The organism is Bradyrhizobium sp. BR13661, from assembly GCF_029892425.1.
Lineage (GTDB): Bacteria > Pseudomonadota > Alphaproteobacteria > Rhizobiales > Xanthobacteraceae > Bradyrhizobium.
Genome location: NZ_JARXWB010000033.1, coordinates 24,207 through 39,129, shown reverse-complemented (window position 1 = coordinate 39,129; position 14,923 = coordinate 24,207). Strand labels below are relative to the sequence as shown.

The window sequence follows — 14,923 nt, the reverse complement described above, 5'->3', positions numbered from 1 at the left end:
CGGCGTCGGAGTGAGGGCAGTCACTTCGGGACGTGGTCGATCTTGTGGCCCAAATGCCCGGTGTCATGATCGCGGCGCAACTGGCTTAGCGACGTCTCGTTCAACTGATGCAAGACCTCGCTGAGTGTCGTCGCATCCGGATATCCGGCCGCAAAACCCTTTCCATAGATCTTGCGCAACGTACCGACCAGCGTGTTGCCGTGCTTCTTGCTGATCGCGCCATCCTTGTCCCGGTGGCGACCATCCAGGCCGGGTTCCTTCATGTTTCGCTCCCTCTGTGGCGTCTGCGCGCCTGAAGGGAGCGTGCGCTCAATTCAGTTGATTGGCAACGACATGGCAAACGCGAGCTTGCAGCAGGCGTGCCGCACCGCAATGGCGCTTCCATCCAGCTTTGGAAGCTGCTTCTCGCCACGCGGCGGAACGCTCGCCGCATCGCACAAGATGCGCTTGCTCGATCGGAAGGAGTTGATGCGATGGGGAGATATGCGGGGCGGCTAGGCGGCCTGCTCCTCGAAGGAGGTGTAGACTCGACCATTGGGGTCGACAATCTGGACGTCGTGGCACCCGTCCTGGATCAACTCCCTGGCCTTCTTCAGGGCGGCGGCGAGAGACTCCCGCTTGAGGTTGACGACGCCCGCCGTGTCGAAACCGGTGATTTCAAACATGCCGCTCCTCCGTTTTGTCGAATCCTACACCTTTCCAGCGGCTTGTCTCCTGGCTTTTTCAGGCAGATGGATAGAGCAGGGGACAGGATTAGCGCAGTGCAGCACCGTCTTGCGGTAAGCCGGTGAGGTCCAGCACCAGATGGATCGTGTCGGGATCGCTCCTGGCGCCGGCCACGAAGCCCAGCCGCTCGAACACGCGGCGCATCGCAATATTCTCGCGCAGGACTTCCGCGACCAGCTCGGTCAGCCCGGCCTCGCGCGCGATTGCGATGAGGTGACGCGCGAGCATCGTGCCGATGCCGCGGCCCTGCCAGGCGTCAATCACCATGAACGCCATCTCGGCACTGCCCGGCTTGGCGACGACGTAACGGCCGCCGCCGACGATGCTGCTGCGGCCTGCATCGTCCACACAGGCCACCAGCGCAACATGCTGCACGAAATCGATCTCCATGAAGAAGTCGCGCTCCTTGTCCGAGAAGTGCTAGCTTCGGGATGAAGAAGCGGCGCTGACGCGACTGCGTGCTAGTCTGGTCCAGCGCGGCGAGCATTCCAGCTTCGTCGTCGGGGCGTTGCGCGCGGATGTCGACTGGCGCGCCGTCGCGCAATTGCTCATGACGCAGATAATGTGCGGTATCTGTCATGCGGTGATCTCGCGAAGCTCCTGAGCCGATAACGCCGTCGATCGCCGTAAATCGCTTGATCTGGATCAACCCAATTTCGGGAGCTGGGCCACTACGCTCGCCGAAACCGCCGTTCCGCAAGACAAGGTCCAGATCGTGAAGACAATTCGCAGCCTTCTACCTGCAGACGCCGTCGTTCAGCTCGTGATCCGGCTTGCATTGCTGGCGCTGCTGATCATCTGGACCTTCCTGATCGTCAAGCCGTTCATACCGATCCTGACCTGGAGTGCGGTGCTGGCGGTGGCGTTCTATCCGGTTTTCAGTTCGCTCGCGAAAATCCTGGGCGGCAGCCCGCGCATCGCGGCGGCTATTCTCACTGTGGTCATGCTCGGCATTGTCATCGGCCCCGCGGCGTGGCTGGGACTCGGCGCCGTCGAGGGTATCAGGGATATCGCAAGCCAGATCAGTGCCGGTGATCTCGCGCTTCAGGCCGCGCCCGAGCAGATCAAGAGTTGGCCTTTGATCGGTCCTCAGCTCTACGATCTCTGGAATCTGGCCTACACCAATGTCCGCGCGGTGCTGCGCGAGGTGACGCCATATCTGAAGCCGGTCGCCGGGTTCATGTTGTCATTTGCCGGCAGCGCCGGCATCGGTACGCTGCAGTTCCTGCTGTCGGTGCTGGTCGCCGGACTCCTTTTTCCGTACGGGCCACAGCTCGCCGGCGCGATCCGCGGTTTCCTGTTCCGGATCGTGCCTGAGCAGAGCGAGCATTTTCTGGAGCTCTCCGGTGCGACCATCCGCGCGGTGTCGCAGGGCGTGATCGGCGTTGCGATCATTCAGGCCTTGCTGGCCGGCATCGGCTTCAAGCTCGCGGCCATTCCGAGCGCGGGCCTGCTCGCTGTCATCGTTCTGTTGCTGTCGATCGTGCAGATCGGCGCGGCGATTGTCCTTATTCCCGTCATCATCTGGCTATGGATGGATAAGGACGTGACCACGGCACTGCCTCTGACGATATTCCTCGTCATCGTCGGTCTCCTCGACAACATCTTGAAACCGCTGGTGATGGGACGCGGGCTGACCACGCCGACGCTGGTGATCTTGATCGGCGTGATCGGCGGAACGCTTGCGCACGGGATCATCGGTCTCTTCATCGGGCCGATCATTCTAGCGGTTGCCTGGGAACTCGCGGCGGCCTGGATCCGCATCGAACGTGCCGCGCCGGCGTCGGATGTTGTTGCTGACCGTTGACCTAAATCAACGTCCTCTGACGCAGTGCACATTGAATGGTCATGCGCGACGGCGAGGTCGAACATGACGACAGAAAATATGAAACTGCCCGGCGGCCCGATGTCGGGTCTGGTCTCTTCCGCCGTGGAATATATGGTCGATGCGGGACAGCGCAGTGTGCTGTTCATGGACATCATGCGCCAGCGTGGAGACCAATATCGCGAGCACGTCGCGCAAACCGCACCGCATGTGCTGCAATATGCCGCCGAATTGATCACGGACGGCCGCACGCTGGACGAGCCGGTCAACTACGCGCTGGTGCGCATCATTCCGCCCAAGGATGTCGAGATCGACATGAGCCGGCGGCCGTTTATCGTGGTCGATCCGCGCGCGGGCCACGGTCCGGGGATCGGCGGCTTCAAGGCGGACAGCGAGATCGGCGTCGCGATGAGGGCGGGACATCCCTGCTATTTCATTGGTTTTCTGCCCGAGCCGATGCCGGGCCAGACCATCGAGCGCATCGCCCACGCGGAGGCGAAGTTCATCGAGACGGTGATCAGCCGGCACCCTGATGCCGATGGCAAGCCCTGCGTGATCGGCAATTGCCAGGCCGGTTGGGCCGTCATGATCCTGGCATCGCTGCGGCCGCAGCTGTTCGGCCCCCTGATCATCGCCGGCGCGCCGCTTGCCTATTGGGCAGGGGTGCACGGCCAGTATCCGATGCGATATTCCGGCGGCCTGATGGGCGGCAGCTGGCTGACGGCGCTGACCAGCGACCTCGGCGGCGGCAAGTTCGACGGCGCCTGGCTGGTGCAGAACTTCGAGAACCAGAACCCGTCGAACACGCTCTGGACCAAGCAGTACAACGTCTATTCCAAGGTCGACACCGAGGCCGAGCGCTATCTCGATTTCGAGCGCTGGTGGGGCGGGCACGTCAACCTCAATGCCGAGGAGATTCAGTTCATCGTCGATGAGCTGTTCATCGGCAACAATCTCGCCGCCGGTCGCATCGAGATGTCGGATGGGCAGAAGGTCGACCTGCGCAATATCCGCTCGCCGATCGTGGTGTTCTGCTCCAAAGGCGACAACGTCACCCCGCCACAGCAGGCACTGGACTGGATCCTGGAATGCTACGCCGATGTCGACGAGATCAGGGCCTATGGCCAGACCATCGTCTACACCGTGCATGAGAGCATCGGCCATCTCGGCATCTTCGTCTCCGGCGGCGTGGCGAAGAAGGAACATGCCGAATTCTCCAGCAATATCGACCTGATCGATGTGCTGCCGCCGGGGCTCTATGAGGCGACGTTCGAGGCGCGGGGCAACGAGACGCTCAATGCCGATCTCGCGAGCGGCCAATGGGTGATGCGCTGCGAGGCCCGGACGCTGGACGACATCAGGGCCATGGGCGGCAATTCACCCGAGGACGAGCGCCGCTTCGCCGCCGCCAAGCGCGTCTCCGAGCTTAATCTTGCAGCCTATCAGAAATTCCTGCGGCCGCTGGTGAAGGGGATGGTGACGCCGCAGCTCGCGGACTGGGCGCGCAACATGCACCCCTTGCGGCTGCAATATGAGATCTTCAGCAGCAAGAATCCCTGGATGTCCACGATCAAGTCGGCAGCCGACGGCGTCGAGGATAATCGCAAGCCGGTCTCGAAGGACAATCCGTTCCTGGCATTCCAGGAGCAGATGTCGAAGCAGATCGTCCATGCGCTCGATAGCTGGCGTGACGCCGCGGAGGCGTTGAGCGAAACCCTGTTCCTTAATATCTACGGCTCGCCCGTACTCCAGGCCGCCCTCGGCATCGATCCGAATTCGGTGCCGTCGCGGCGGCGCGAGATGTCGGCCGAGCATCAGGCGATGCTCGCAAAGCGCATTGCCGAGCTGAAATCCCGCATCGGCGAGGGCGGCCTTCGCGAGGCGGCGATCCGGGCGCTGCTCTATGTGGGCTCCGCGCGCGGCATGGTCGACGAGCGCAGCATCGAGGCGCTGCGGCAGGTCCGGCGTGACCAGATCGGCCCGCGGATGTCGCTCGCAGAGTTCAAGATGCTCGTACGCGAGCAGTTCTTCATGCTGCTGCTCGATCGCGAGGCCGCGCTTGCGGCGATCCCCGGATTGTTGCCTGACGACATGAACCAGCGGCGCGCCGCCTTCGCCACGATGCGCGAAGTGTTATCGGCCAGCGAGGATATCACCGGCGAGCGCGCCAGCCGTCTCAAGCGCGTCGCCGAACTGTTCGGACTGGACGGGGAAGGAGAGTGGACGTCGAATGTCGCCCCTTTCGACCCCAAGGCCGACTCAAAGGCACGGGCGTCGTAGCGCGCATGGGTGGAAGCGGGAGTGACAGGATGTCGACCGAGACGACGCAAGCCCAACACGGCAGCAAATATGACCGCCTGATCGCGGCGGCGAGGGCCGCGCCGCCGACGCCGACTGTCGTCGTCCACCCCTGCGACGAGACCTCGCTGCGCGGTGCCGTCGACAGCGCCAGCGCGGGGATCATTCGGCCGATCCTGGTGGGGCCGGAGCGGAAGATCAGGGAGATCGCCACCAAATTCGATCTCGACGTCTCCGGCTTCGAGATCGTGGATGCCGCGCATAGCGACGATGCCGCCGCCAAGGGCGTCGAGCTCATTCATGCTGCGCGGGGCGAGCTGCTTATGAAGGGCAGCCTGCACACCGACGAGCTGATGCGCGCCGTCACCGCCAAGGCCGGCGGCCTGCGCACCGACAGACGCATCAGCCATGTCTTCGTCATGGACGTACCTGCTTATGCCGAGACCATCTTTGTCACGGATGCCGCCATTAACATCTTCCCCGATCTCGACGCCAAGCGCGACATCATCCAGAACGCGATCGATCTGTATAACCAGGCCGGCTTTGGCCACACGCCGCGGGTTGCGATCCTGTCGGCGGTGGAGACCGTGACGTCGAAAATTCCATCCACGATCGAGGCCGCCGCCCTCTGCAAGATGGCCGACCGCGGCCAGATCACCGGCGGGCTGCTGGACGGTCCGCTGGCATTCGACAATGCCATCGACCCTGAGGCCGCGCGGATCAAGGGCATCACGTCGGAGGTCGCCGGCCGGGCGCAGATCCTGGTCGTCCCCGACCTGGAGGCCGGCAACATGCTGGCCAAGAACCTCGCCTACTTCGCCAAGGCGGATGGTGCCGGCATCGTGCTGGGCGCCCGTGTGCCCGTTGTTCTGACGTCGCGGGCGGATTCGCCGCGCGCGCGGATGGCGTCCTGCGCGGTGGCCGCGCTCTATGCTCGCGCCCGGCGCCAGAAGGCGCCGACAGTGGCGGCGTGATGGCCAGGGATACGAACATGGATACAATCCTTGTCGTCAATGCCGGCTCCTCCAGCGTCAAGTTTCAGGTCTATTCGGCCGAAGGTGACGGTGTGCTCCGCCGCCAGATCAAGGGACAGATGGACGGCATCGGCAGCCGCCCGCGTCTGCGCGCCAGCGGCGCAAACGGCGATCCGCTTGCCGATCGTGCCTATCCGATCGAATCTGTGCCTGATGTTCCCGCCGCCATGGCCGTTGCCGGTGATTGGCTGCGCGACGAGATCAGGGCTACGCCGATCGCGGTCGGCCATCGCGTCGTGCATGGCGGTCCGGATTTCTCCAGACCGGTGCTGATCGACCATGGCGTGGTGTCGCGTCTCGAGCGCTTTGTCAGCCTTGCGCCGCTGCATCAACCGCACAATCTCGCGCCGATCCGCTCGCTGCTTGCGAATTTTCCGGCGCTGCCGCAAGTGGCTTGCTTCGACACCGCGTTCCACCGCACGCATGATCTGGTGGCCGATCACTACGCCATCCCGCAGCAGCTCTATGCCGAGGGCGTCAGGCGCTACGGCTTTCATGGTCTGTCCTACGAATATATCGCTCGCACGCTTCCGAGCGTGGCGCCCGATATCGCGAAGGGGCGCGTGATCGTGGCCCATCTCGGCAGCGGCGCCTCGATGTGCGCGATCAAGGATGGGCGCAGCGTCGAGAGCACCATGGGCTTTACGGCGCTCGACGGATTGCCGATGGGGACACGGCCCGGGCAGATCGACCCCGGCGTGGTGCTCTATCTGATCTCCGAGAAGGGCATGCCGGCGGACAAGGTGCAGGACTTTCTGTATCGCAACTGCGGCTTGAAGGGGCTCTCCGGCGTCAGCAACGACATGCGCGAGCTGGAAGCAAGCCCCGACCCGTACGCGCGGCTCGCCATCGACTATTTTGTCTATCGCATTGGCCTCAACGCCGGCATGCTGGCTGCGGCCTTGCAGGGCCTGGACGCGTTCGTTTTCACCGCCGGCATCGGCGAGAACTCGGCCTCGATCCGCGCGCGCATCGCCGAGCAGCTTGGCTGGCTCGGGGTCACGCTCGATGCCGGGGAGAATGCCCGCCACGCGCGGCTGATCTCGCGGACCGATAGCAAGATCCCCGTCTATGTCGTGCCGACGGACGAGGAATTGATGATTGCGCAGCACACGCTGTCGCTGCTGATGAACGGTCAAGCGACCAACACAAGACCTGAGAGGGTGTCATGATCCCCGTATTCCCTGACAGCAAGGTGGCCCTCAGGGGCAAGAAGGGATTGATCGTCGGCATCGCCAACGACCAGTCGATCGCCTGGGGCTGCGCGCGGGCGTTTCGCGCGCTCGGCGCCGACCTCGCGGTGACCTACCTGAACGACCGCGCCAAAAAGCATGTCGAGCCGCTGGCGCAGGCGCTGGAGGCGCCGATCTTCATGCCGATGGATGTGATGGTCGAAGGCCAGACGGAAGCCGTGTTCGAGCGCATCGCATCGGAATGGGGGCAGCTCGATTTCCTGCTTCATTCCATTGCTTTCTCGCCGAAGGAGGCCTTGCACGGCCGTGTCGTCGACGTCGGTCGCGACGGCTTTCTGAAGACCATGGACGTGTCGTGCTGGTCGTTCATGCGCATGGCTCATCTCGCCGAGCCCCTGATGAAGAATGGCGGCACGCTGTTCACGATGACCTATTACGGCAGCCAGATGGTGGTGGAGAACTACAACGTGATGGGCGTCGCGAAAGCGGCGCTTGAAGCCTCGGTTCGCTACATCGCTGCCGAGCTCGGCCCGAAAGGCATTCGCGTCCACGCGATTTCGCCGGGGCCGCTGGCGACGCGCGCGGCCTCAGGCATCCCTGAATTCGACGAGCTCATGGACAAGGCGCAATCCAAGGCGCCGACGCGCAGCCTGGTCAGCATTGACGATGTCGGCAATGCTACGGCGTTCCTCGCGCTCGACGGCGCCAAGCTGATCACCGGCGGTGTACTCTACATCGACGGCGGCTATCACATCATCGATTGACGCGAATTCGAACAAGCGAAAACAACCCCATGCACAGTAGGCATAGGCTTGTCGTCATTACGTTTTTCGTCGCTGAAAACAGGTCAGCCAAAATCCAGTTGCTCCGTCGGGCAAAACACCGGCATAGTGGCATGATCAGCCCTTGCCGCAGAGCCCAACCGCCGCGATAGCGGACGCTGCTTTTTGCTCAGCGATAGTGCAGGGCGATCAGCTCGGCGACGCAGGCCGGCTTCTTGCCGCCCTCGATCTCGATCACGAGATGGTAGTTCACGCGCAGCCCGTCCGGCGGCACGTCCTCGGCCTCCGCGACGCTGACGCGGCCGCGCAGCTTTGAACCTGCCGGCACCGGCGCGAGATAGCGAATCCGGTCGGCGCCATAGTTGAGCGTATTGCGCAGGCCCTTCAGCCCGATCACCGAGCGGATGAACAGCGGCGCGAGTGCGAGCGACAGCAGCCCATGGGCGATGGTCTTGCCGCCGGGCATCTCCTTGGCGGCGCGCGCCTGGTCGACATGGATCCACTGTTCGTCGCAGGTCGCCTCCGCAAACTGGTTGATGCGATCCTGGGTCACCTCGACCCAGTCGCTGACGCCGATCTCGGTGCCAACGGCGGATTTGATCTCGTTGAAGTCGCTGAACACCCGCATGGCCGTCACCTCAGAGTTTCATCTGGGGGACATGGTCGGGAACGACGAGCTCGGCCTCCGTGACCGCCAAGACCTCGCCGACGCTGATGTTGGGCGCGGTTTCCAGCAGAGTCGCCTTGCCGTCGGGAAAGCCGATCACGGCTAGGTCCGTCACGACTAGGCTCACCGGACGCGCCGACGTCAGGGGCAGGGTGCATTTGGGAACGATCTTCGACTTGCCCTTGGCGGCGTGCTGCATGGCGACGATGACGCGCTTGGCGCCGCTGACGAGGTCCATCGCCCCGCCCATCCCCGGCACCATCTTGCCGGGGATCATCCAGTTGGCGAGGAGGCCATGCGCATCGACCTGCAGGCCGCCGAGCACGGTGACGTCGACATGACCGCCACGGATCAGGCCGAACGAAATCGCGCTGTCGAAGGTGGCCGCCCCTGGCAGCGCACTGATCGGCCGGCCGCCAGCGTCGGTCAGCAGCGGATGCGCCATGCCCTGCTCGGGGATAGGCCCGGTGCCGATCAGCCCGTTCTCCGACTGGAAGAACACCTTGAGATCTGATGACACGTAGTTCGCCACCAGCGTCGGGATGCCGATGCCGAGATTGACGAGGTTGCCGCTCTTCAATTCCTTGGCGACGCGGCGGGCGATGATGATCTGCGGATCCATGGTCTTACCCGTTCGCAATGAGATAGTCGACGAGCGGCGCCGGCGTCACGACATGATCCGGCGCGATCACACCGACGGGGACGATATGCTCGGCCGTCACGATCACCGTGTCCGCCGCCATCGCCATGATCGGATTGAAATTGCGCGCCGTGAGCGCGTAGGTGAGGTTGCCGAGGTAGTCGGCGAGGAAGGCGTGGACCAGCGCGAACTGGGCGCGGATGGCGGTCTCGAGCAGGAACGGCTTGCCGTCGACCTCGATCTGGCGCTTGCCTTCGGCAACGAGCGTGCCGACGCCGGTCGGCGTCAACACGCCGCCGAGGCCGCAGCCACCGGCGCGGATGCGCTCGACGAAGGTACCTTGGGGCACGAGCTCGACCGCGATCTGGTTGCCCAGCATCTGCTGCTGCGCCTTCGGATTGAGCCCGATATGGGTGGCGGTCAGCTTCGCGACATGCCCCGCATCGAACAGCTTGCCGACACCCTTGCCGGGCGTGGCCGCATCATTGCAGATCAATGACAGGCCGGTCTTGTTCTGCCGGACGAGCTCGTCGAGCAGACGCTCGGGCGTGCCGACGCCCATGAACCCGCCGACCATGACGCTCGCGCCGGCCGGGATCATCGCAACGGCTTCTTCGACGGAAACGGCCTTCATGGACGAACCCCGCTCGGCAGGCTTGAGAGATGCACATCAATCTTGGGCGCGCGCGATCCTGCATCTTTGATCTGCGTCAACGCTTCGTGTCATCCGCAAATGAGATGCCGATGCTTTCCAGCGTCTCCGTCCAGAGCCGGCGCACCTCGGCATGCCGTCGTTCGAGCGCGGCGCTGACGGAGTCCCGGAAAGGAAGGAGGTCCGGCCCCTTCAGGTACAGGATCTGCGCCTGCAGCAGCCGGCTGCTTTCGAATTCGATCCGGCGGAGGGCGAACACGAAGGGGTCGTTCGCGTTTGCCTCTGTCGGCAGCAGCGCTGCTGGCCGTATCCCGGCGTGCACGGCGTGCGCAAGTGTCGCAAGGTGGATGGCCTGCGCGTGGGCGTGATCGGCGATGCCGTCGGTCGGGACGGGGAGCCAGGCTATTTCCCAGGACGCCGCCAGGGGGACGAGCGCAAGGTCCGGCACCCATGTGGTCGCGCGCATCAGCAGCGAGACGATCTCGCTCTCGCGATAGAACTGCGCGTTCAACTCGGTCTGCCAGGCGGCCTCGAATTTCGCGGGGAGAGCCAGTCCGAATTGGCGCGCCAACGCGCCATGGGCGGAGACCAGGAACGCAGCCACCCGCGTCTGCTGGCGCGGCGATACGCGGCCATCAGGCTCCAGGGGGCCAAAGAATGTGCTCATGTCGCGGCCCTCTGCACCGGGATCGCGCGCAGATGGTCGTAGCCTTCAGGGAAGGGCGCAAGCGCACCGCCGGGATCTTCCGGCGCGATCAACACCTGCTTGTTGCCTTGCCAGCGGCCGGCCATCACGTCCTCGGCAAATCGCGCCAACAGATCCGCTGTCAGCGCCGCCTTCTCGAGCGTGAAGGCGTGATACGCTCTCGGGATGATGACGAGCGCGCTGTTGGGAATCTCGACACGGAGGGTTTCGTGCAGCGCCCGCGGCGTAAGGAAGTCGAACTCGCCATTCAGGATCATGGTCGGCAGAGCGATGGACGCCAGAAGCGGCGTGAGCGGCTTGAAGTCGAGGAAAGATTCCATCAGGTTCTGCAGCGCATAGACGTCGTTGACCAGCCAGCCCTGTCGTTTGACGCTGTCGAGCTTGTCCAGCAGCGGCTTCAGCCATTCGTCGGACAGGTTCATCGGCAGCAGCAGATCCTGGAGATAGCTGGTGCCCCCAAGAATGAGCCCGGTGCGCAAGGCATTGCCGATCAGCAGCAGCTGCGGCGACAGCTCCGCAAAACAGCTCATCGGCACGAGGCCCGACAGCCGCGCGCCATGCTCGATGGCATAGCGGAGCGCGATCAGGCCGCCAAAGCTGATGCCGCTGAGGAAGATCGGCCCGTCGCCGAGCTCGCCGATCAGCCGATGCAGCACGGCGACGTGGTCGTCCTGGTTGATATACAGCGCGGGCTTGTCGGAGATTCCCTGGCCGAGCAGGTCGAAGGTCGCGACCCGGAAGCCCCGCGCGATCAGCGCGTCACGGTAGGCCCCCCATAGCTCGGAATATTGCGTGAGACCGTTGACCAGCACATAAGCCGGTGCATCCGCCGGCCCATCCAGCTCATAGCGGATCCGGTATGAGCCGTGACTGAGGAAGGGCATTGCGGGACCTGCGTGATGATTGCGGCGATCCTCAACGCAGGCGCGAGCAATCCATTGAGCTAAATCAAACCTCGGCCCGATGCCCGACCTAGCGTGCGCTCAAAACCATTGCCGGGAGGAGTCCGTCATGACCGTGAGAGCCGCGCTCCAACATTGCTTCGTCAGTTTGATCCTGTTGCTGGTCGGCACCGCGCTTGCGGTGGGGCAGCCGTTCACGCGTCGCTCGTCGCAGGTGCAGCATGACGGTCTCAAGAAATATTACGAGATCGCCAACTTCCGCCTCGGCGGGAAGTATGACCTCGCCGATCCCTCGAAATGGGAGAACGGCGGCGAGGGCGGCGTGACGCTGGAATCGCTCGGTGGGGGCAAGCTGCGCACCGCCTACATCGCGATCGGCAACGCCCGAAAGAATGCGAGCGGCGAGATCACCAATGCAGTCGTGATCAATTCCTACTATTCCGGCGACTCCACCGACATGTATGAGCAGTGGGTCAAGGGCGCTGCGCTTTCGGGCGGCGTTCCCATCATCGGGCCTGGTCGGCCGATCGATACCGATCGCTACTACGTCATCATGGTCGACCCGCTCGGCACCTGGGGCGCCAGCAAGCCGTCGGACGGTCTCGGCATCAAGTTTCCGCAATACAGCTACTACGACATGGTGCAGGCAAATTATCGCCTGCTGCGTGACGAGTTGAAGGTCGCACGCGTTGCACTGGTCGCTGGTGTCTCGATGGGCGGCACGCAGACCTATGTCTGGGGCGTGATGCATCCGGAATATGTCAACGCGCTGATGCCGATCGGCGGCACCACGCAGTCGGATAGCGAGGACCCCGTCGGCAACTGGACGTTTCAGATGATGACGGCCGCGATTGAGTCCGACCCAGTGTGGCAGGCGACCAAGGGCGACTATTACAAGCTGCCCAAGGAAAAGCATCCGGTGCCGGGCGTGGCGTTCGGCTGGTCGATCCTGGGCATGACCGGTTACGACTTTGGCTTCCGTACGACCCAGAACTGGAGTGCGGTGCAGCCTGAGATCTTCTACTGGGACGCGCCGAACGAGAAGGCGGGACTGAGCGTCACCAACCGGGCCAAGCTCTACGACGCAGTCGACCTCGTCTGGCGCAACCGGGTCGGCGAGATCCACAACGTCAATCCCTATCTCGGTCGCATCCGCGCGCGCACGCTGGTGATGCACATCACCAACGACCAGTGGCTCAACTTCAAGCTCGCCCAGAAGGCCGTTGATCGCGTGCCCGGTGCTGACCTCATCGCGGAGGAGAGTCCGGTCGCGCATTACGGCGTGTTCCCGATCATCAACGATCGCAAGAACGATCCGAAATTCGTCGCCTTCATGGATGACGTCGCGGCACTCGACCGCGCGCAGAAGTTCGTCGACAAGAACTATCGCGTGCCAGGCGTGGCCGAAAAGATCGATCCGCAAAAGTCCTTCTGGAAGGATTTTGTGACCTATCCATATCCGGTCAAATACGCCAACGCCAAGGAGAAGAGTGGGACCACTTGGCAGATCGGCTACATGGATGAGTACAACGGCACCGACAAGGATCCGAAGGTGCTCGTCATCATTCATGGCAAGGGCGCGTTCGGCGGCCATTACGGTAACATCATGCAGTATGCGCTCCGCAGCGGCCTGCGCGTGATCGTGCCCGACCTGCCGCATTACGGCATGTCCGGCCCGGGCAATCTCGACAAGAGCCCGGCACGCACCATGCAAGACATGCGCGAAGTGATCTATGACCTCGTCGTCAACCAGCTCGGCGTGAAGAAGGCCTATTATCTCGGCCACTCGCTCGGCGGCCAGTTCGTGATGGGCTACGCGCTGACCTGGCCGGATGCGGTGCAGGGGCTTGCGCTCGAAGCGCCGTCGGGCCTCGAGGAATATCCGCGCGAGATCACCATCGCCAAGGACAAGAAGGCAAAGCTGTTCGAGCCGGCCTTTGGCCATGATTTCGACAAGTGGAAGGCGACGTGGGACCAGACCGGCATCCTCGCCGCGGAGAAGGCGCGGGATGAGCAGAGCGTCCGCGATTTCTTCTACTTCAAGAAGCGGGACCCAGCGACCGGGGTGGTGTCGGCATCCAAGAGTGGCTATTTCTTCAGCGACAGCGAATATGCCCGCTTCCACACCGAGCAGCGCGTCGGCCTCATCAAGGGCAATCCCAAGGAGCTCGATCAGTGGTGCAACGTCTTCATCTACGACATCTACACGATCGGGTCTGAGCTCCAGCAGGAGGACCCGAAGAACCTCTATGAGCTGGTTACCCAGATCAAGGCGCCGATCTTCCTCGCGTTCGGCGACAAAGAGCCGTTCATTCCGACGCCCGCGTTCAATGGGCTGACGGATCTCGGCCGCGACGTCATCTCGCCCTTCATGACGCGGATGACCAATGCCGGCAACCGGCCGATGCTCAAGATCTATCCTGAGACCGGTCACTTCATCCACACCGACAATCCGGTCGAATTCCCGGCTGATGTGGTGGATTTCGTGACCAGAGGCTTCGTCGATACGTCGTCGCCGCAGGGCATCGATCGCATGATCAAGGGAGCCGTGGTCTCGGCCCTGCCGGTGGCACCGACCCCGGCGGGCGTTGCACCCACGGCCGGCCTCAACAAATAGGGCTGCACATGGCAAGGGTGCAGGCGGGTGAAGTCCAGCTTGGCTGGCGGAGTTGGGGTGAGGGCGATGTCACGGTCGTCTTCATCCACGGCAATCTCGCCAGCAAGGACTGGATCGAGCTCGCCGCGCCCTTGTTTCCCGCAGGCCTCCGCGTCATCGGCATCGACTGGCGCGGCTGCGGCGACAGCGATCGACCGAAGCCGACCGCGGACTATTCGAACTACTCCATGCAGCAGCATGCCGAGGACATGCTCGCCGCGCTCGATACGCTGGGCATCGGCTATTGCCACCTCGCGACGCATTCGACCGGCGGCATCATTGCCGCGCGCATGCTGCTGGCCCAGCCGCAGCGTTTCGGCCGGGTCTTCGCGCTCGACCCGGTGACGCCGCTGGGCATGGCCTTCAATAGCGACCAGATCGGCCTGTTCCGGGCGATGATGGCGAGCAAGGAGTTGACCCGCACGATTATGGCGACCGCGGCCTCGTCGCTGTTCGTGCCCGACAGCATGGCACCGAACGCCGTGCCACGCTTCCGCGACGGGCTTGGGGAGATCCAGGCCTTTTTCGACCGGATCATCGACCAGACTTTTGGTGTCTCCGAAGGCATCTGGATCGGCACGCCAGTCAATCTGACGTGGGAAAAAGAAAGCCGCGAACTCGAGCGCCGCATGAGCGAACTCCGGCATCCGCATCTCGTACTGTGGGGCGAATGGGATGGTTGGATTCCGCCGGCCGACCTCCAAACCATGGCAAAGGCGATGCCGGACTGCCGCCTGGTGGTCGTGCCGCGCATCGGACATTCGATGAATCTGGAAATGCCGGCGCTTTATGCCGGCTATTTCGGCGCCTGGTTCGGAGGACTTCCCGCGTAACCGCAAAAT

Annotated in this window: 15 protein-coding genes; 7 read left to right on the top strand and 8 right to left on the bottom strand. The window is 63.4% G+C overall.

What is annotated here, in order from left to right; translation table 11 throughout:
* Positions 1-20: 20 nt before the first annotated feature.
* The 3 genes from M2427_RS35150 to M2427_RS35140 all read right to left on the bottom strand — a co-directional run bounded on the left by M2427_RS35150 (position 21) and on the right by M2427_RS35140 (position 1,116).
* Complete coding sequence (locus tag M2427_RS35150; protein WP_280711393.1) at positions 21-263, bottom strand: hypothetical protein; 243 nt, start codon at positions 261-263, stop codon at positions 21-23.
* A 231-nt stretch (positions 264-494) separates the two neighbouring features.
* Positions 495-665: a hypothetical protein gene (locus M2427_RS35145; protein WP_271673282.1), complete on the bottom strand. Its 171-nt coding sequence runs from the start codon at positions 663-665 to the stop codon at positions 495-497.
* An 88-nt stretch (positions 666-753) separates the two neighbouring features.
* Complete coding sequence (locus M2427_RS35140) at positions 754-1,116, bottom strand: GNAT family N-acetyltransferase (RefSeq protein ID WP_348521963.1); 363 nt, start codon at positions 1,114-1,116, stop codon at positions 754-756.
* Between the two features lie 325 nt (positions 1,117-1,441).
* Here M2427_RS35140 and M2427_RS35135 point away from each other — a divergent pair, with 325 nt between their 5' ends.
* From M2427_RS35135 to fabI, 5 genes are all read left to right on the top strand, one after another.
* A complete protein-coding gene (locus tag M2427_RS35135; RefSeq protein ID WP_280711392.1) occupies positions 1,442-2,533 on the top strand; it encodes an AI-2E family transporter in 1,092 nt (363 codons plus the stop codon).
* Positions 2,534-2,596: 63 nt separating this feature from the next.
* Positions 2,597-4,831 carry a DUF3141 domain-containing protein gene (locus M2427_RS35130; RefSeq protein WP_280711391.1) on the top strand — a complete coding sequence of 745 codons (2,235 nt, stop codon included), beginning with the start codon at positions 2,597-2,599 and terminating at the stop codon, positions 4,829-4,831.
* 5 nt (positions 4,832-4,836) lie between these two features.
* Complete coding sequence (locus M2427_RS35125) at positions 4,837-5,823, top strand: phosphate acetyltransferase (protein ID WP_280711390.1); 987 nt, start codon at positions 4,837-4,839, stop codon at positions 5,821-5,823.
* A 17-nt stretch (positions 5,824-5,840) separates the two neighbouring features.
* Positions 5,841-7,055, top strand: a complete 1,215-nt coding sequence (locus M2427_RS35120) for an acetate kinase (protein WP_280711389.1) — start codon at positions 5,841-5,843, stop codon at positions 7,053-7,055.
* Positions 7,052-7,840: an enoyl-ACP reductase FabI gene (gene fabI, locus M2427_RS35115; protein WP_280711388.1), complete on the top strand. Its 789-nt coding sequence runs from the start codon at positions 7,052-7,054 to the stop codon at positions 7,838-7,840. Before M2427_RS35120 ends, fabI begins: the two co-directional genes overlap by 4 nt.
* 187 nt (positions 7,841-8,027) lie before the next feature.
* Here fabI and M2427_RS35110 read toward each other — a convergent pair whose 3' ends face one another.
* The 5 genes from M2427_RS35110 to M2427_RS35090 form a co-directional block, all read right to left on the bottom strand.
* On the bottom strand, positions 8,028-8,486 hold the full coding sequence (locus tag M2427_RS35110) for a MaoC family dehydratase (RefSeq protein ID WP_280711387.1): 459 nt from the start codon (positions 8,484-8,486) through the stop codon (positions 8,028-8,030).
* A gap of 10 nt (positions 8,487-8,496) precedes the next feature.
* A complete protein-coding gene (locus tag M2427_RS35105) occupies positions 8,497-9,147 on the bottom strand; it encodes a 3-oxoacid CoA-transferase subunit B (protein WP_280711386.1) in 651 nt (216 codons plus the stop codon).
* 4 nt (positions 9,148-9,151) lie between these two features.
* Positions 9,152-9,799, bottom strand: coding sequence for a CoA transferase subunit A (locus M2427_RS35100; protein WP_280711385.1), 648 nt, complete (start codon positions 9,797-9,799; stop codon positions 9,152-9,154).
* A 76-nt stretch (positions 9,800-9,875) separates the two neighbouring features.
* The gene (locus tag M2427_RS35095; protein ID WP_280711384.1) at positions 9,876-10,484 is read right to left on the bottom strand and encodes a hypothetical protein; all 609 of its coding nucleotides are present in this window, start codon (positions 10,482-10,484) and stop codon (positions 9,876-9,878) included.
* Positions 10,481-11,407, bottom strand: a complete 927-nt coding sequence (locus tag M2427_RS35090) for an alpha/beta hydrolase (RefSeq protein ID WP_280711383.1) — start codon at positions 11,405-11,407, stop codon at positions 10,481-10,483. Before M2427_RS35090 ends, M2427_RS35095 begins: the two co-directional genes overlap by 4 nt.
* A gap of 127 nt (positions 11,408-11,534) precedes the next feature.
* Here M2427_RS35090 and M2427_RS35085 point away from each other — a divergent pair, with 127 nt between their 5' ends.
* Together M2427_RS35085 and M2427_RS35080 are read left to right on the top strand one after the other, a co-directional pair.
* A complete protein-coding gene (locus M2427_RS35085; protein WP_280711382.1) occupies positions 11,535-14,042 on the top strand; it encodes an alpha/beta hydrolase in 2,508 nt (835 codons plus the stop codon).
* A gap of 8 nt (positions 14,043-14,050) precedes the next feature.
* Entirely contained in the window at positions 14,051-14,914 is an 864-nt protein-coding gene (locus M2427_RS35080) for an alpha/beta hydrolase (protein WP_280711381.1), read from the top strand.
* Positions 14,915-14,923: the final 9 nt, after the last annotated feature.